At 62.3% G+C, this 17,437-nt stretch carries 16 protein-coding genes; 10 read left to right on the top strand and 6 right to left on the bottom strand.

Features of this window, described 5'->3' with window-relative positions; genetic code table 11:
* Positions 1–51 precede the first annotated feature (51 nt).
* From ACOVRJ_RS14745 to ACOVRJ_RS14725, 5 genes are all read left to right on the top strand, one after another.
* Positions 52–1,056, top strand: a complete 1,005-nt coding sequence (locus ACOVRJ_RS14745; RefSeq protein WP_422044596.1) for a TonB-dependent receptor plug domain-containing protein — start codon at positions 52–54, stop codon at positions 1,054–1,056.
* Positions 1,056–1,688, top strand: a complete 633-nt coding sequence (locus ACOVRJ_RS14740) for a YfiR family protein (protein WP_422044595.1) — start codon at positions 1,056–1,058, stop codon at positions 1,686–1,688. Before ACOVRJ_RS14745 ends, ACOVRJ_RS14740 begins: the two co-directional genes overlap by 1 nt.
* A gap of 47 nt (positions 1,689–1,735) precedes the next feature.
* The gene (locus ACOVRJ_RS14735) at positions 1,736–3,772 is read left to right on the top strand and encodes an ATP-binding protein (RefSeq protein ID WP_422044594.1); all 2,037 of its coding nucleotides are present in this window, start codon (positions 1,736–1,738) and stop codon (positions 3,770–3,772) included.
* A gap of 57 nt (positions 3,773–3,829) precedes the next feature.
* On the top strand, positions 3,830–5,257 hold the full coding sequence (gene dbpA / locus ACOVRJ_RS14730; RefSeq protein WP_422044593.1) for an ATP-dependent RNA helicase DbpA: 1,428 nt from the start codon (positions 3,830–3,832) through the stop codon (positions 5,255–5,257).
* 149 nt (positions 5,258–5,406) lie between these two features.
* On the top strand, positions 5,407–5,703 hold the full coding sequence (locus tag ACOVRJ_RS14725; RefSeq protein ID WP_422044592.1) for a hypothetical protein: 297 nt from the start codon (positions 5,407–5,409) through the stop codon (positions 5,701–5,703).
* Positions 5,704–5,741: 38 nt separating this feature from the next.
* Here ACOVRJ_RS14725 and ACOVRJ_RS14720 read toward each other — a convergent pair whose 3' ends face one another.
* The 6 genes from ACOVRJ_RS14720 to ACOVRJ_RS14695 form a co-directional block, all read right to left on the bottom strand.
* The gene (locus ACOVRJ_RS14720) at positions 5,742–7,541 is read right to left on the bottom strand and encodes a glutamine--tRNA ligase/YqeY domain fusion protein (RefSeq protein WP_422044591.1); all 1,800 of its coding nucleotides are present in this window, start codon (positions 7,539–7,541) and stop codon (positions 5,742–5,744) included.
* Between the two features lie 142 nt (positions 7,542–7,683).
* Complete coding sequence (locus tag ACOVRJ_RS14715; RefSeq protein ID WP_422044590.1) at positions 7,684–8,064, bottom strand: hypothetical protein; 381 nt, start codon at positions 8,062–8,064, stop codon at positions 7,684–7,686.
* Positions 8,065–8,105: 41 nt separating this feature from the next.
* Complete coding sequence (locus ACOVRJ_RS14710) at positions 8,106–8,951, bottom strand: MipA/OmpV family protein (protein ID WP_422044589.1); 846 nt, start codon at positions 8,949–8,951, stop codon at positions 8,106–8,108.
* Between the two features lie 262 nt (positions 8,952–9,213).
* Positions 9,214–10,074, bottom strand: a complete 861-nt coding sequence (locus ACOVRJ_RS14705; protein ID WP_422044588.1) for a LytR/AlgR family response regulator transcription factor — start codon at positions 10,072–10,074, stop codon at positions 9,214–9,216.
* Positions 10,071–11,219, bottom strand: coding sequence for a sensor histidine kinase (locus ACOVRJ_RS14700; RefSeq protein WP_422044587.1), 1,149 nt, complete (start codon positions 11,217–11,219; stop codon positions 10,071–10,073). Before ACOVRJ_RS14700 ends, ACOVRJ_RS14705 begins: the two co-directional genes overlap by 4 nt.
* Positions 11,220–11,454: 235 nt before the next feature.
* Positions 11,455–12,981, bottom strand: a complete 1,527-nt coding sequence (locus ACOVRJ_RS14695; protein WP_422044586.1) for a helicase HerA-like domain-containing protein — start codon at positions 12,979–12,981, stop codon at positions 11,455–11,457.
* Positions 12,982–13,182: 201 nt separating this feature from the next.
* Between ACOVRJ_RS14695 and ACOVRJ_RS14690 the strand changes: the two genes are divergently transcribed.
* The 5 genes from ACOVRJ_RS14690 to nadD are packed head-to-tail and all read left to right on the top strand — an operon-like array spanning position 13,183 to position 17,431.
* Positions 13,183–13,908 carry a YebC/PmpR family DNA-binding transcriptional regulator gene (locus ACOVRJ_RS14690; protein ID WP_422044585.1) on the top strand — a complete coding sequence of 242 codons (726 nt, stop codon included), beginning with the start codon at positions 13,183–13,185 and terminating at the stop codon, positions 13,906–13,908.
* A gap of 49 nt (positions 13,909–13,957) precedes the next feature.
* Entirely contained in the window at positions 13,958–15,238 is a 1,281-nt protein-coding gene (gene purD / locus ACOVRJ_RS14685; RefSeq protein WP_422044584.1) for a phosphoribosylamine--glycine ligase, read from the top strand.
* Entirely contained in the window at positions 15,235–15,879 is a 645-nt protein-coding gene (locus tag ACOVRJ_RS14680; protein WP_422044583.1) for a 1-acyl-sn-glycerol-3-phosphate acyltransferase, read from the top strand. The genes purD and ACOVRJ_RS14680 overlap by 4 nt, the downstream gene beginning before the upstream one ends.
* 2 nt (positions 15,880–15,881) lie before the next feature.
* Positions 15,882–16,817 carry an oxygen-dependent coproporphyrinogen oxidase gene (gene hemF / locus ACOVRJ_RS14675; protein ID WP_422044666.1) on the top strand — a complete coding sequence of 312 codons (936 nt, stop codon included), beginning with the start codon at positions 15,882–15,884 and terminating at the stop codon, positions 16,815–16,817.
* The gene (gene nadD, locus ACOVRJ_RS14670) at positions 16,808–17,431 is read left to right on the top strand and encodes a nicotinate-nucleotide adenylyltransferase (protein ID WP_422044582.1); all 624 of its coding nucleotides are present in this window, start codon (positions 16,808–16,810) and stop codon (positions 17,429–17,431) included. The genes hemF and nadD overlap by 10 nt, the downstream gene beginning before the upstream one ends.
* Positions 17,432–17,437 lie beyond the last annotated feature (6 nt).

Raw genomic sequence — 17,437 nt, 5'->3', positions numbered from 1 at the left:
GAAGTCGCGCCTGTACACCTTTGGTGAGGGGGCATCGGCAACCCGGGTTCGGTGGAAAACAGCTACCGACTCGATTGGGAGTTGCAATACTCGGGGTGGGAAGGGCATCGCGTGCGCTTGGCCTTGGGGGCGAATCAGCAGCATTTCCATGCCTGGGAGTCCAAGAACTTCAGCAACGGTGGCCAACTCGGCACGGTGGTGGACGTCACGAACACGCCCTATGTTTACGCCCCGGATCAATCGCGCCGGGTGACCTACGCCTCCGTGCAAGACGTGTGGAAATGGAGCGAGGCGATGGAGCTGACCCTGGGGCTGCGGGCCGATCGCTTCAGTGACTTTGGTTCTACCGTCAACCCGCGTGCGTCCTTGGTTTGGCGCCATTCGCCCAGCGTGGTCAGCAAATGGCTGTACGGCAGTGCGTTTCGCGCGCCCTCGATGAAAGAGCAGTTTGTTGCCTCCAATCCGGTCAATCTGGGATCCCAGGCCTTGCGGCCGGAGAAGGTCCACACCGTGGAATGGCAGGTCGACTGGACCTTGGCAGCGGGCCTCAATCCACGGCTCGCCGTCTTTTACTATGAGATGACGGACTTGATCCGCTTGGTGCAGGGCACTTACCGCAATGTGGGCGAGTTGAAGGCACCAGGTTTGGAGTTGGAGTTGGATTGGCGCGCCTCGGAGCGTTTGCGCCTCGGCCTGAGCTACGCCTATCAACGCGCCCGTGACCCGCAGGGCCTGCCCGCACCCTTGGCGCCGCGCCACACAGCCAATCTCAGCTTGGACCAACGACTCAATGCCGCTTTGACCCTGAATATGCAGGCGCGTTGGGTGGGCGAAAGGCCACGCGAGCCTGGTAACAAGCAAGCGCCTTTGCCGGCCTATTCTCTGCTGGATGTTGGGTTGCACTGGCAGCCACCCGGCGCAGCTTGGTCACTACAAGGGGGGCTGAAGAATGCCCTGGATGCGCGCGCCACCGAGCCTTTGGATTCCAGGGCCATTCCGGGCGATACCCCGATGCCGGGACGGGAGTGGCGGGCGGACTTCAGAGTCGCGTTTTGATGCCCCTGGGCTTTAAGGTAGGAGGCGTGGCGCGCCGCAAGTGTTGGCGAGCACGGCGCCTTTTGATCTCCACTTGGATCCGCACTTTGGCCGCGCTGCTGCTGTGGGGCGGCATGTCTTTGCTGTCCAGCGCGGTGGCCGCTCCCGAGGCGCTGATTGGCGAGTACCGCCTGAAGGCGGCTTTTCTTTACCGGATCACCCAGTTCGTGGAGTGGCCGGATCCCTTGCCAGGCTCGGAGGATGCCGCTTTCACCCTTTGCGTGCTGGGCAGTGATCCCTTTGGCGAGAGCCTGCGCGAACTCACCACACGCAAGGTGGGTCATCGGCGGATCGCTTTGCTCTACCCGAGCTCCGTCAAGGACGCCCGTGTCTGCCAGATGGTCTATCTCGACGAGGTCACGCCGAAGACGGTCGCGGAGTTGAAATCCACTCTCGGTGAGTTGCCTATCTTGACCGTTGGGGGCGCCCCCCAATTCATCGATCAGGGGGGCGCCGTCGGTTTTGTCATCGAGGCCGGCAAGCTTCGCATGGAGATCAATCTGGACTCAGTAAGGCGCGCCAACTTGAAGCCCAGCGCCAAGCTGGTTGAAGTGGCGGTCCGCACGCTCGGTGCGGGTAGGGGGCGGCCATGACGCGCCTGGCTCAAGTCCCGATCCGGCACTTGAGTGTGTTTCTGATCATGTCCGTTTGCTTGGGCAGTTTGCTCTTGTCTAGCCTGATCCATGTCTGGTCCGAGGCGCGCGCCGCTGGGAGCGCCTTGGGCGACGAGTTGACCACCTTGGCCACTGTTTTGGCCAACCGCAGCACGGCGGCGATTGCCTTCGATGACGCCAAGACGGGCGCTGAGAACTTGGCCGCGCTGAAGGATATTCGGCATGTCCTTCGAGCTTGTCTGTATGGCGATCAGGGTGAGTTGTTTGCCAGTTATGTCCGCGAAGCTGCAGCCTCCTCAAAGGATGGGAGGCGAGGGGATTCAGGCCCGTCTGCCTGCCAAAGCTCGATGTCCCAGGGCGGGCAGGCCTTGCGCATTGACGCGGACGGTGTCCAGGTCCGGCTGTCCGTGCCGGTGGATGAGCAAAGACTGGCCTGGTTGCTGATCGACTCTTCCTTAGAGGGGGTCAACCAAAGGCTGCTTTGGCAATTGCAGCTCCAAGGGGGGGTCTTGTTGGTGGCGGCTCTGCTCGCCTTGATGGCTGCCATGCGCTTGCAGCGTTTGATTTCGCTGCCTTTGCAAGAGCTCAGCGGTGTTGCCAAGTCGATTGTGTCCAGCCATGACTACACGCAGCGTGCGCAACGCGGGGGACCTCTGGAACTGGATGAGTTGTCGGCCGCCTTCAATCACTTGATGCTGACCACCCAGCAGCAACATGCCGATTTAGAGTCGGCTCGCCTGGTGGCCCAGGGGCGATTCGAGCAGTTGCGCGACAGTGAGGCCTACAACAAGCTGTTGTTCAGCGAGTCTTGCATGCCCCAAGGCATTCTTGACACGCAGACCCTGCGCTTTGCCGAGTGCAACCGTGCCGCCCTTGAAGTGTTTGGCTTCAATCGCCCCGAGCAGTTGCTGGGTCTGGCACCGGCAGACTTGGCCCCCATCCGGCAGCCTGATGGCCGCGTTTCAGCTGAACTGCTGGCTCAGCATTCGACGGCGGCTTTGGGCGGCGAGCGCTGCGTGTTCGAGATGCAGTTCCTGCGCGAACGCGCCGAGCAAGGGCGATTGCTTTGGGAGGCGGAGTTGCACCTGGACCTCTTTGAGTCGGGGCCAAAGACCTTGCTGCAATTCAGCTTGATCGATGTGTCGGCGCGTGTGCAAGCCCAGCGCGAGCTGGAAGAGTTGAATCAGCAACTGGAGTCACGGGTGGTTCGTCGCACCGAGGCTTTGTCCGCGGCCAACAGCCAGTTGTCGAGTGCCCTGGATGCCTTGCAAAAGGCCAAGGATGAGCTGGTCCGCAGCGAGCGCCTCGCGTCTTTGGGGGCCTTGGTGGCCGGGGTTGCGCATGAACTCAACACGCCGATTGGCAATAGCTTGGTGGTGGCTTCCACGCTGCAGGAGCACAGCTCGGGGCTGCAGCGCGATATGGACAGCGGCCAGATGCGTCGCTCCACCTTGAACTCCTATCTGGAACTGGCGCAAGAAAGCAGCGGCCTCTTGATGCGCAATTTGCAGCGCGCGGCCGAATTGGTCTCGCGTTTCAAACAAGTGGCGGGAGAACAGTCGGGCTGGCAGCGCCAACGCTTCGACTTGGCGCAGCTGGTCCTGCAGATCAGCGATGGCTTGCGACCGCAGTTTCTGGCGACATCGAACCAGCTTTTGAGCGAGGTGCCCGATGGCATCGAGATGGACAGCCGTCCGGTCGCCCTCGAGCAGGTCTTGACCCAACTGGTGTTGAACACCTTGGTGCATGCGCATCAAGGAGGGCGCGCGGGCCACACCTGGATCGAGGCGCATCTGAAGGCCGGCGATCAAACCACATTGCAGCTTTGCGTGCGAGACGATGGTTGCGGCATTGCGCCTGACACGCTGCCCCGCATTTTTGACCCCTTCTTCACCACCCGCATGGGCTCAGGCGGCAATGGCTTGGGCCTGCACACGGTCTTCAGCTTGGTCAACAAAGCCCTGGGCGGCCGCATCACGGTGGAAAGCCATTTGGGCCAGGGAACAAGCTTCATGCTGGAGCTGCCTTGCATCGCGCCCCGCGGGCTGGATGAGAAGCTTTGACTCACGACCGACTGTCGGCAAGGATTCGGGTTTTTACCGGGCAGGGATAATCGGACGATGAACGCACCCGCCCAAGACAAGAACACCTCCTTCGCTCAACTGCCGCTGAGCGCCGCCATGCAAGCCAATCTGGCGCAGCTGGGCTATGCGCAAATGACGCCGATTCAGGCCGCCAGCTTGCCGCTGGCGCTGGCCGGCCAAGATTTGATCGCGCAAGCGCAGACTGGCAGCGGCAAGACCGCCGCCTTCGCGCTGGCGCTGCTGCACAAGCTGGATGCGGCCCGTTTTGATGTGCAGGCTTTGGTGCTGTGCCCCACCCGCGAGCTGGCCGACCAGGTCACGCAAGAGATTCGCCGCCTGGCCCGCGCGGCCGACAACGTCAAGGTCTTGACCCTGTGCGGCGGCTCGCCGATGAAGCCGCAGATGGAAAGCCTGGGCTTTGGCTGCCATATCGCTGTGGGCACGCCGGGTCGCGTGATGGACCATCTGGAGCGCGGCAGTTTGAACCTGGCGGCTTTGAACACGCTGGTGCTGGACGAAGCCGATCGCATGCTGGATATGGGCTTCTTTGACGACATCGTCACCGTCGCCAAGCAAGCGCCCAAGAAGCGCCAGACCCTGCTGTTCTCGGCCACATACCCTGAAGGCATTGCCAAGCTGAGCGCGCAATTCATGCGCGAGCCCAAGGAGGTCAAGCTCAACACGGCCGCCGTGCAAGCGCCCAGCAGCATTCGCCAGCTGGCTTTTGAGGTCAGCGAGGGCGAGCGTCTGCATGCGGTGTCTTTGCTGCTGAATCATTTCCGCCCGGCCAGCACGATTGCCTTTTGCAACACCAAGGCTCAGTGCCGCGACCTGGTGGAGGTGTTGGCGGGGCAGGGCTTTGTGGCCATGGCCTTGCATGGCGACTTGGAACAAAGAGATCGGGACCAGGTCTTGATCCAGTTCGCCAACCGCAGCTGTTCCGTCTTGGTGGCCACCGATGTGGCCGCGCGTGGTCTGGACATTGCGCAACTGGAATGCGTGATCAATGTCGAGGTCACGCCCGATATGGAGGTGCACACCCACCGCATCGGCCGCACCGGTCGTGCGGGCGCTGATGGCCTGGCTTTGAGTCTGGCCAGCCTGGATGAAATGGGCCGCATCGGCCGCATCGAGCAGATGCAGGGCTATCCCTTCGTCTGGCAAGGGCTCGATTCGCTAACGCCCAGCGCTGGCGGTGTGATGCAGCCTCCGATGGATACGCTGCAAATCCTCGGCGGACGCAAGGACAAGATTCGCCCCGGCGACATCTTGGGTGCGCTGACAGGTGAGGCCGGTTTCAAGTTCGAGCAAGTCGGCAAGATCAATATCACCGAATTCCACAGCTATGTGGCGGTGGAGCGCAGCATTGCGCGCGAGGCGGTCAAGCGCCTCTCGGCGGGCAAACTCAAGGGCCGCAAGGTCAAGGTCCGCCGCATGGCCGACCTGGCCGAGCTTGGCGATTGAGGTCTCAGACGCTCCGCTGTTTCGGTGGTACTGCGTTTCGTGACAAATTGGTGTCAGCGAAAGTCCTAGTGCACCGCAGGCTTTGATCCGACGTTATTTCGAGACGTATGCACATGGTCTCCCCCTCATCTGGGGCCTAGTCTTCATGCATGGCAGTCGAGATCATGGTGACGCATCTGGAGTACACGATGGACACCCAATTCATGCAAAGCAAGACGATTCAAAACATGGCGGCACAGGCGGCCGCCACCCTGCCTAGCAGCCAATTTGAGCTGCGCTTTCAGTCGCTGTTCCACACCGGCAAAGCATTGTCTTTCCCTTGTGATTCGCGCGGCGATGTGCTGCTCGACATGCTCAGCAAAAAGGCGCTGGAGAACTATCTGTTCGCCCGCGCCGTGGTCGGCCACGAGTATGCAAGCCCCGTGGTTCAGCCCTTGGAGGACTGAGCCACAGAGGCTTTTTCACGCCCGCTCGGTTTTTTGCTTTACTTGGACCAGCCGTCTTTCAGCCCGGTGATCTTGTTGAAGACCGGCTTGTCGGCTTGGTGATCAAGCCGGTCGGCGACAAAGTAGCCGTGGCGTTCGAACTGGAAGTGCGCTTCCGCAGCCACGCCGGCCAGTGAGGGCTCCAGATAGGCCGTCACCACCTTGCGGCTGTTCGGGTTGATGAAGCTCAAGAAATCGGCATCGCCCGAGTCCGGCTGAGCTTCGGTGAACAAGCGGTCATACAAACGCACCTCGGCCTCAACGGCCTCATGCACGCTGACCCAGGTGATGGCGCTCTTGACCTTCACCGCATCCGCGCCCGGTGTGCCGCTCTTGGTATCGGGCACCACGGTGGCCAGCACGGCGGTGATCTTGCCGTCCGCATCTTTCTCGCAGCCGGTGCACTCGATCACATAGCCGTACTTCAAACGCGTCTTGTTGCCGGGGTAGAGGCGGTGGTAGCCCTTCACCGGTTCTTCCATGAAGTCTTCGCGCTCGATCCAAACCTCGTGGCCGAGTTGGAACTCGCGCTGACCCAGCTCCGGCACTTGTGGGTGTGCCGGGGCGCTGCTGGTTTCCACATGGCTGAGGCTGCCAAACAGCTCGGCCCAATTGGTCAGCTTGAGCTTGACCGGGTCCAGTACCGCGCAAGCACGCGCGGCCTTGCCTTCCAGGTCGGCGCGCAAGCAGCCGTCCAGCACCGAGTACTCCAACCAGGCGTTGCTCTTGGTCACGCCGGTGGCTTCGACCATATTGCGGATGCTGGCGGGCGTGTAGCCACGACGGCGCATGCCTACCAGGGTCGGCAAGCGCGGGTCATCCCAGCCCGACACATGGCCTTCGTCCACGAGCTGGCGCAGCTTGCGCTTGGAGGTGACCACATAGGTCAGATTCAGCCGGCCGAACTCGTACTGATGCGGCAGCGGGTGCGCCAGCAAGCCGCCTTCGGCCAAATGGCCCAGCAGCCAGTCGTAGAAGGGGCGCTGGTCTTCAAACTCCAGCGTGCACAGGCTGTGGGTGATGCGCTCCAGCGCGTCTTCAATCGGGTGGGCGAAGGTGTACATCGGGTAGATGCACCACTGGTCGCCGGTGTTGTGGTGGGTGGCGCGGCGGATGCGGTACAGCGCCGGGTCGCGCATATTGATATTGGGCGAGGCCATGTCGATCTTGGCGCGCAAAATCATCGCGCCATCGGCATGTTGACCGTCCTTCATCTCGCGAAAGCGCGCCAGGTTCTGCGCCGGTGTGCGCTCGCGGAAGGGGCTGTTCACGCCGGGGCGGCTGAAATCGCCGCGATTGGCGCGCATCTCCTCCGGTGTTTGCTCATCGACATAGGCCAGGCCGGCTTCGATCAAGTGCTCGGCCGCGCGATACATGAAGTCGAAGTAGTTGCTGGCGTAGAACAGGTGCGAGGTGCCGCTTTGGTTCCAATCCCAGCCCAGCCAGGACACCATCTCGCGGATGGCGTCCACATATTCCTGTTCTTCTTTTTCTGGATTGGTGTCGTCAAAGCGGAGATGGCAAATACCGCCGTAGTCGCGCGCCATGCCGAAGTTCAGGCAGATGCTTTTGGCATGGCCGATGTGCAAATAGCCATTCGGCTCGGGCGGGAAGCGGGTGCGGATCTTGGCCGCATCCAGCGGGCCGGCGGCATGGTGGGCTGCATCGCCTGGTGTGCCGGCAAAGTGACGCTCGGGCTGCCCGGGTTGGCCTTGTTGGGCCAGGTCGCGCTCGATGATGGTGCGCAAAAAGTTATTGCTCGGGGCGGGCTTGTTGGCGTCGGCAGTCGTTTGGGACATGAAGTCGGCGGCGCAAGTGCGCCGTCAGAGTGGCTGGTTTGCGCTGATTTTATCGGGGTCGGCGCCGAGGACCGGCCAAGCGCCCCCTGCAAGCAGGAATGACGCTCGCCGCCAACTGCCTCTGAGGGCCGTCCGCCGGGCTTCAGCCTCCCTCCTTCACCACATTGTTGCTACCCGAGCGATTGATCTTGGATTTGAATCCGCGCGGCACATGCAGGGTATTGCCTGTGCCGGAGATGTCGATTCGGTCCACTTCGACGCCGGCCTGAATCCGAACATCGTGATTGATGCCGGTGATGTCTAGGCTGCCAACTTTGTTGCCAGAGCTGATGGTGACGTCATTGTTCGAGCCGGTGATCTCGACGTTGTAGATGCCGGCCTTGCTGAGGGTGCTCTTGATGTTGAGGCCGTCCACATAGACGGTGTTGCCGTCCTCGCTGGTGCCGCCGCAGCCCAAGAGGCCCAAGGGCAGCAGGGCCAAGGCCGTGGCGCATAGCAGGCGACGTTGTTTGCTTGTGTTCATTCGGGTGTCCTTTTCAATGGAAGCTGGGGTTTTGAAGCGGATCAAAGTAAATAGCTGAAGCCGCCGAAGGCGCTGAGGCTTCTTGACTTTTGGGTCAGGGGGCTGGCCTTGGCCTCGCTGCCGAGCTGGTTGGCACTCACGCCCAAGGAAAAGCCGCTGCGCTCCGAGAGGGCGTAGCTGAGCAAGAGGTTGATGCGCGCATCTCGGAGTCCCGCCTTGGGGCTGTAGAACGCCCAGCCGCTCTTCTGCGACTGTTGTGTGTTGACGCCGAAGTAACTCTGCATATGTTCAGCGTTGACCACGCTGGCGCCAACGCCGACGCCCAGCAAGAAGCGCGGAGCCACTGGCCTCGTGTAGCTGATGCCAAAGTCGGCCACCAGGCCCTTCTTTGCCTGCCCGGAGCCGTAGCGCAGCGAGTGCGTGGCCTCTAAGCCTTCGGCCAAGGCATAGTTGAAAAAGGCGCCGGCTTCGGGGCGGATGTCCACATCGCCCATGCCGCGCAGTCGAGCATCTAGCGACTCTTTGCGGCCCAAATCGGCAGTCAAGCGCAGACCGTAGGTCGCCGGCCCGGACTTCGCGAAGTTGTAGCCAATGCCATTGCCGCTGCCAGCGAAAAAGCCATTCGCCCAGCGATAGTCGATCAAGGGAAAACCTTGGACGTGGTAGTCCTTGGCTCCCATGTATTTGGGTGCGTAGACGGCCCCGATACCTATCGTTGCGCCGTCCTCGGCAATCTTGGCGCCATACAGGCGGACGGCGTCAAAGCCTTGCGCATGGGCCGTGGCGGCGCATGCGCCGGCCAAGAGCAGTCCGAGTCCTAGATGAGCCGCAGGTCGACGGGCGGTTTTTGCGGAAATGAAGGGATGGCTTGGAGTTGGCGTCGTCATGGGTGTTCCTGAAATGAAGGCGGGTATGAAACCGATAGCGCCGCAAGCTGCGGGCCATTTGTTCGGTAAAGCCATTCTGTTCAGGGGGCGGCTCAGGCTACAGGCCGATGCGACGAGCCGTTAGTTTTCGGCGCCAGAGGTGGTCTAGGGTCGCAAGAGGAGGGAGTTTTTTGAAAGCCAATGGATTCGGCGGTCGTCTTGCCTGCGCAAGAGCTCGATTCAATGAGCCCAGTCTTCCCAGACCTGGCTCGCCCGCATTTGTTTACAGGCCCTTGAACAAGGGCGCGTACAAGCGGCTGACGGCGATGCGGTCGGGGCTGCCGTGCAGGTGCAAAGTCACCTTGCCGTACTCATCTCGGACCACGCGGTCGATGGCGTCCGAGCGCACGATGACGCTGCGATGCACCTGCCAAAAGCGCTGCGTGTCCAGCTGCGGCAGCAACTCGCGCAGCGAGATGCGCACCAGGTGCTCCTTGCCGGCGGTCAGCACCCGTACGTATTTGTCCGCCGCCTCGAAGTACAAGACCTCATCCACCGGCACCATATGGATGGTATTGCCCAAGCCGACTTGCAGCAGGCGCAGTGGCGCAGGTCGGGGGGGCATTACGGCGCTAGCGGTGGCGCACGGCTCGCTGAGGGCGCTGCCCAGCAGTTGACGCAGCTGTTGCATGGCCAACTCCAAAGAAGCAGGCTCAGCGACTTGTTGCCCTGCTGCCTTGGCCTGTTCCGTGGGCTGGCGCAAAGACAGGGCCTTTTTCAAACGCTCGCAGGTCTGTGCCAAGCGCTCGGGCTGGACGGGCTTGAGCACATAGTCAATGGCCGAGCGCTCAAACGCTTGCACCGCGTATTGGTCATAGGCGGTGACAAAGACCAGCAAGGGGAAGGGCCGATCGGCCGGCCAGTCTTCCGCCATGGCGGCAGCGGCTTCCAAGCCGGTCATGCCGGGCATGCGGATGTCCAAGAAGCACACATCGGGGCGCCTCTGCAGGGCTGCATCGACGGCGGCCTGGCCATGCGCAGCCATGGTCACGATCTCTAGCTCAGGCCACAGGCGCGTCAACTCTTGGCGCAGGTTTTCGGCCAACAAGGCCTCGTCTTCGGCGATCAGGGCGGTGTGCTTCATGGGTTCTGAATCGGAATGAGGATGCGCGCCAGCGTGCCGCCTTGTGGCGCTTGGGTGATGCTCAAGCTGGCCTGTGAGCCGTATTGCGTGGCCAAGCGCTCGCGCACCTGGTGCAGGCCAAAGTGGGTGCCTTCGTTGGCGCCGGCGCGACTGTCGCCGGGCGTGCGCGTGTTCTGGCTTGCTTCCGAGCTGATGCCGACACCACTGTCCAAGACGTCGAGTTGCAGATACTGACCAAGGCGCTGGGCGCTGACACTGAGCTCGCCGCCGTCAATGGCGGGCTCCAGGCCATGTTTGATGGCGTTCTCCACCAGTGGCTGCAGCAGCAGCGGCGCAATCGGGAACTCGGCCAATTCGGCCGGCAGGTCCAAGTTGGGGCGCAGCCGCTGGCCCATGCGGATTTGCATCAGCGCCAGATAGTCGCGCAGGCGCTCGAACTCGTCGCGCAAGGGGTGGCTTTCGACGCGCGAGGCGCTCAAGGTGGCGCGCAGGAACGCAATCAACTGGTCCAGCATGTGCTGGGCGCGAGCCGGATCCATGCCGATCAGCACTCGCAGATTGGCCAAGGTGTTGAACAACATATGTGGCTCCAGCTGGGACTGAAGCAAGCGCAGCTGATTCTCGGCGGCCGCACGCTGTGCCGTCAGAGCCAAGGCATGGGCTGCTGCGACGCGGGAGCGTCCAATGAAGAAGAATGTGACGGCCACACCAGGGATCAAGGAAATAAACAAGATGCTGAGCAAGTTGCGCAAGTTCCCGGAATGCAGGCTCGGATTTCGATGGCCGCTCACCGCATTGCCCATTTCATTGCCGATCGATGCGCCAAGAAAGGTCCCTAGCACCAAGCACACAACCATCAAGGGCCAGCCCGGCCAGTCCGATGGCGCTTCGCTGGCCGAGCGAAGGCGGTTGCGCCATGCAGTGGCCGCCCGGCTCAGCAACTGAATCGTGAAAGAGCAAGAGGCGCTGACGCAAAAGGTGTAGAGCAAGACGATCTTCCAGGGCTGCCGAAACATCAGCAGCTGAAAGAGCGTGAACACCAGGGTGATGATGAGCACGATGCCCAGCTGCCTTTTGGCTGCTTGCGCCCAATGGCGGAACTGGTTCTTGTTGACTTCGGTGATGGGCAGCATGGCACTGGGCAAGGCGGAAAGGCGTGGGGGGCGGACCGGATCGGGTTGATCTGAGCTGTCATCCGCACTCGAGTGCTCATGATGTGCGATGTCAGGCGCTTAGGCGAGCCAGGTGCGACAGGGGGCTCGCTACTGGCGCGAAAATCCGGAATCGCGGCGCCACTGGAGAAGGGGCGCCATGCCTGGCTTCCGGCTTGAAGCGTCTCTGGTCCGCCGCCGTTTGTCTGGCACGCAGAGCTTGGGGTGCTCAGCGTTTCCGGCGGGCCCCACCTCCCAGCAGGCTGCCCAGTACGCCTCGCACGATCTCGCGGCCCAGCGTCGAACCCATGGTGCGCATGGCCGATTTGGCTGCAGCTTCAGCCAAGCCGGGTTGGTGACCGCCGCGCGGGCCGGTGCTGCCGAACAAGATGTCTTTCAGTCCGTCCAATATGCCGCCTTCGCCACCCTCAGCGCCGGCGCCGGCTCCGGCGGGCGCTTGTTGCTTGTCGCTTGGTACACCCTCAGGGCCACCCTTGAGTTTCTCGAAGGCAGATTCGCGGTCGACAATTGCCTCGTAGACTCCAGCGACCAATGAGCTTTTGATCAAGGCTTGGCGCTGTTCGGCATTGATGGGCCCAATCTGGCTGCCGGGTGGCAGCACGAAAACGCGTTCGGTCACGCTGGGGCGGCCTTTTTCATCCAGCAGGCTGACCAAGGCTTCGCCCACCGCCAGTTCGGTGATGGCCGCGCTGATGTCCAGGCCCGGCTTGGCTCGCATGGTCTCGGCGGCCGCCTTGACCGCTTTCTGGTCACGCGGGGTGAAGGCCCGCAGCGCATGTTGCACCCGGTTGCCCAACTGACCCAGCACCGCGTCGGGAATGTCCAGCGGGTTTTGCGTCACGAAATAGACGCCCACGCCCTTGGAGCGCACCAGGCGGACCACCAACTCAATGCGCTCGACCAGGGCCGCCGGCGCGTCCTTGAAAAGCAGGTGGGCCTCATCGAAGAAGAACACCAGCTTGGGCTTTTCGAGGTCGCCCACCTCGGGCAGGGTCTCGAACAGCTCGGACAACATCCACAGCAAGAAGGTGGCGTAGAGGCGCGGCGCGTTCATCAGCTTGTCCGCGGCCAGCACATTGATGACCCCTTGGCCGGCCTCGGTTTGCATGAAGTCGGCGATGTTCAGCATGGGCTCGCCGAAGAATTTGTCGCCGCCTTGGGCTTCGATCTGCAGCAGGCCGCGCTGGATCGCGCCGACGCTGGCGGCCGAGACATTGCCGTATTGGGTGGTGAACTGCGCCGCGTTGTCACCCACATGCTGCAGCATGGCGCGCAAGTCTTTCAGGTCCAGCAGCAAGAGGCCGGCGTCGTCGGCAATCTTGAAGACCATTTGCAGCACGCCCTGCTGGGTTTCGTTCAAAGCCAGCATGCGGGCCAAGAGCAGCGGTCCCATATCGGAGACGGTGGCGCGCACTGGGTGGCCTTGTTCACCAAAGACGTCCCACAGTGTGGTCGGGCACGCGAGGGGCGCTGGGGCCTCGATGCCGCGGTCCTTCAAGGCGGCGAGCAGTTTCTCGGAGGGCTTGCCGGTCTGTGAAATGCCGGTCAGGTCACCCTTCACATCGGCCATGAAGACGGGCACACCGATGCTGCTGAAACTCTCGGCCAGTTTTTGCAGGCTGATGGTCTTGCCGGTGCCGGTGGCGCCGGTGATCAGGCCATGCCGATTGGCCAATGCGGGCAGCAAAAGGCATTCGGTGGTGTCATGGCGGGCCAGCAGAATCGGGTCGGACATGGGGGCTCCAGGGCTCACAGTTAATGCGGTTTTGCTTCAAAGAAGACTCATACCGCTAAGCGATGTGGTGTCGGAATTAAAGCGTATTGCGCTTCAGAGAAGACTCATATCGCGAAGCGATGTGATGTCGGAACTAAAATCGCAGTCTATCTAACTAAATGGGGCTCGCGAACGCGCGGGTTCAGCAGGAGCAAGAGCCATATGGCGGGTCATTCCAAATGGGCCAATATTCAGCATCGCAAGGGCCGGCAAGACGAAAAGCGCGGCAAGATCTGGACGCGCATCATTCGTGAAATCACCGTGGCGGCCCGCCAGGGCGGCCCGGACATCAAGGACAACCCGCGCCTGCGCTTGGCGGTGGACAAGGCCAAGGGCGCGAATATGCCGGCCGACCGCATCAAGTACAACATCGACAAGGCCTCGGGCAATATTGACGGCTTGGTCTATGAAGAAATTCGTTATGAGGGTTACGGCATCGGCGGAGCCGCCGTCATCATTGACACCATGACCGACAACAAGGTCCGCACCGTGGCCGAGGTGCGCCATGCCTTCAGCAAGTGTGGCGGCAATATGGGCACCGAAGGCGCGGTGGCCTTCCAGTTCAAGCATTGCGGCCAGCTGGTGTTCGCGCCCGGCAGCGATGAGGACAAGATCATGGAAATAGCGCTGGAAGCCGGCGCCGAAGACGTCATCACCGATGACGACGGCGCCATCGAGGTGCTGACCGCGCCGGCCGACTTTGAAGCGGTGCGCAATGCCCTGGAAGCAGCGGGCCTGAAGGCCGACGCTGCCGAGGTCACGATGCGCGCCGAAAACACCATCGAGCTCAGCGGCGACGAAGGCGTGCGCATGCAAAAACTGCTCGATATGCTGGAAGACCTGGACGATGTCCAAGAGGTCTACAGCAACGCCAGCATCAGCGAATAAGGGTGGGCTGCGGCCTGTCCAGCAAAACCTCAGAAAGTAAGGTCCTCGAATGAAGGTATTGGTGCTTGGTAACGGCGGGCGAGAGCACGCGCTGGCCTGGAAGTTGGCACAGGGCGCGCGCGTCAGCCAGGTGTTTGTGGCTCCGGGCAATGGTGGCACGGCACGCGATTCGCGACTGAAGAACGTGCCCATCACCGATGTGAAGGCCTTGGCCGACTTCGCGGTGGAACAAAAGATCGCGCTGACCGTGGTTGGCCCCGAGGCTTACCTCGCCGCTGGCGTGGTGGATGAGTTCCGCGCGCGCGGCCTGCGCATTTTTGGCCCCACCAAGGCGGCCGCGCAGCTGGAGTCGTCCAAGGCCTTTGCCAAGGACTTCATGAAGCGCCATGCCATCCCGACTGCGGCCTATGAGGTCTTCAGCGATGTGGCTGCGGCGCATGCCTATGTGGACGCGCAAGGTGCGCCCATCGTTATCAAGGCCGACGGCCTGGCCGCAGGCAAGGGCGTGGTCGTGGCCATGACCCTGGCCGAGGCGCATGAGGCGATCGACTGGATTCTGGAGGACAACAAGCTCGGCGTGGTGCACAACGAAGGTGGCGCGCGAGTGGTGATTGAGCAGTTCCTGCAAGGCGAAGAAGCCAGCTTCATCGTTTTGTGCGACGGCAAGAACGTGGTCTCGCTGGCCACCAGCCAGGACCACAAGCGCCTGCTCGACGGCGACGAAGGCCCCAACACCGGAGGCATGGGCGCTTACTCGCCGGCACCGGTGGTCACGCCCAATGTACACGCCAAAGCCATGCACGAAATCATCATGCCCACCATCCAGGGCATGGCGCGCGACGGCATTCCCTTCACCGGTTTCCTCTACGCCGGCCTGATGATCGATGCGCAGGGCCAGCCCCGCACCGTGGAGTTCAACACCCGCATGGGTGACCCGGAGACGCAGCCCATCATGATGCGGCTGAAGAGCGATCTGCTGGAAGTGCTGCTGCACGCTACCGATGGCACGCTGGATCAGGTCGAGTTGCAGTGGGATCGTCGCGTCGCCTTGGGCGTGGTGATGGCGGCCGGCGGCTATCCGCTGTCTCCGCGCAAGGGTGATGCGATCACTGGTCTGCCGGCCGATGCCGAAGACCATATGGTTTTCCATGCCGGTACCGCTGAAGTGGACGGGCAGCTGCGCACCTCGGGTGGACGTGTCTTGTGCGTGGCCGCCTTGGGTGAGTCGGTGCGCAAGGCGCAGCAACTCGCTTATGAGTCGCTGGTCAATATCCAGTTCGAAGGCAAGCAGTACCGCCAGGACATCGGACACCGCGCGGTGAAACGTTGAGCGGACGCGACCTGCTGCCCCAGCCGCGAGTGTTCGCGGCGGCCGAACGCCCGCAGCAGCTGCGCTTACAAGGCAGCGTCTGGGCGCGGCGTCTGCTGCGTCTGGCCGGTTGGCGCTTGGAGTTTGACGGCCTGCCCGGAAAACAGGGCGTGATCCTGGTTTATCCGCACACCTCGAACTGGGATTTCGTGGTCGGCATTCTGGCCAAGTGTGCCTTGGGTTTGCAGCTGCGCTTTTGGGCCAAGGACAGCTTGTTCCAACTGCCGCTGTTCGGCGCCTGGGTGCGCTGGCTCGGCGGTGTGGCGGTGCGCCGTGACAGCCCCCAAGGCTTGGTGCGCGACACGGTGCAAGACATGCAGGCCGCTCAGACGCGTGACCAGATGTATTGGCTGGCGATGGCACCCGAGGGCACGCGTTCCTTGGCGCCGGCTTGGCGCTCCGGCGCTTATCAGGTGGCGTTGCAAGCGCAGGTGCCGGCCGGCCTGGCGTATTTGGACTACCCCAACAAAACCATTTGCCTGCGGCAGTTTGTGCAGCTTGGAGGTGACCCGGCCGCGGATATGGCGCTGATGGCCCAGACCTTCAGCGCGGAACACGGCTTCAATCCGGCGCTGGCCAGTCCGATAAGGATGAAATCATGACGATGAACACCCAGCGGGTGCGTGAGTACCTGCTTGATTTGCAGTCCCGCATCGTGACCGCCTTGCAAGAAGCCGATGGCGGCGAATTCATCAGCGACGGTTGGACTCGCGAACCCGGCAGCCGCTTGGAGGGCGACGGCCTCTCGCGCCTGATCGAAGGCGGGGCGGTGTTCGAGCGCGGCGGCGTCAACTTCTCGCATGTGCGGGGTCGGGTCTTGCCTCCCTCGGCCACTCAGCACCGGCCCGAGTTGGCCGGCGCGCCGTTTGAAGCCATGGGCGTGTCGCTGGTGATTCATCCGCACAACCCCTTTGTGCCGACGGTGCATATGAATGTGCGCATGTTTGCCGCCTTCCCGGCCGATGCCGATCCGGTGGTCTGGTTTGGCGGCGGTATGGACCTGACGCCGTACTACGGCTTTGAGCGCGACGCCCAGCACTTCCACCGCACCTGCGAGGCGGCCTTGCAGCCGCACGGCGAAGACCTGTACGGCCGCTTCAAGCCCTGGTGTGATGAGTATTTCTATCTGAAGCACCGGGATGAGCCGCGCGGCATCGGCGGCATCTTCTTCGACGACTATGCCGAGGGCGGGTTCGAAGCCGCTTTCGCCATGCTGCGCTCGGTGGGCGATGCCTTTGTGCCCGCCTACCTGCCCATTGTTGAGCGCCGCCATGGCTTGGCCTACACCGAGCGCGAGCGTGACTTCCAAGCTTACCGACGCGGACGTTACGTCGAATTCAATCTGGTCTTTGACCGTGGCACCTTGTTTGGTTTGCAGTCGGGCGGGCGCACCGAGGCCATATTGATGTCCATGCCGCCCATCGTGAAATGGCGCTATCAATGGGCGCCGGAAGAGGGCAGCCTGGAAGCCAAGCTGTACAGTGACTTCCTGCGCCCGCGCGACTGGGCACATGAGGCGGCGACGCATCTATGGCTGTAAACCTCTGCGGGGCGGGCCGCACCGGCCTGTTTGGCGGAAGTTTTGATCCGGTGCATCTGGGCCATCTGAGCCTGGCGCGTTGCGCCCTGGAACAATTGAGTCTGGACCGGCTGCTTTGGCTGCCGGCCGGCCGTCCTTGGCAGAAGACCGGCCGAGGCCTGGCGTCGCCGCAGCATCGGCGCGCCATGGTCGAGTTGATGGTGGCGGCTGAACCGCGCTTCCAGGTGGACGACAGCGAGTTGGAGCGTGACGGCGCCAGCTACACCATCGACACGGTGCGCCAGCGCTTGGCCGCTCATCCTGGCGAGCAATTGTTTTTGGTGATCGGGCAGGACCAGTTCGAGCGCTTTCACACCTGGCGTGAGTGGCGTGAGCTGCTCGGCCTGGTAACGCTCGCCGTGGCCGCACGTGCGGGTCAAGAAGTTCAGGGATCGGCCGAAGTACTAGAAATCCTTCAAGCCGAGCCCAACAAAATGCTGAAACTGGCGATGCCGGCGATGCAGGTTTCATCCACCCAAGTGCGCGAACTGGCTTCGCGCGCTCAGGACATCAGCCCCTTGGTGGGCGACGCGGTCGCGGGGTATATTGCCCAGCACCGTCTTTACAGTGAGTAGGTACTG

Origin of the sequence: Roseateles sp., assembly GCF_049240545.1 — a bacterium.
Classification (GTDB): Bacteria; Pseudomonadota; Gammaproteobacteria; order Burkholderiales; family Burkholderiaceae_C; genus Paucibacter_A.
This window is presented reverse-complemented; position numbering and strand designations above follow the sequence as displayed.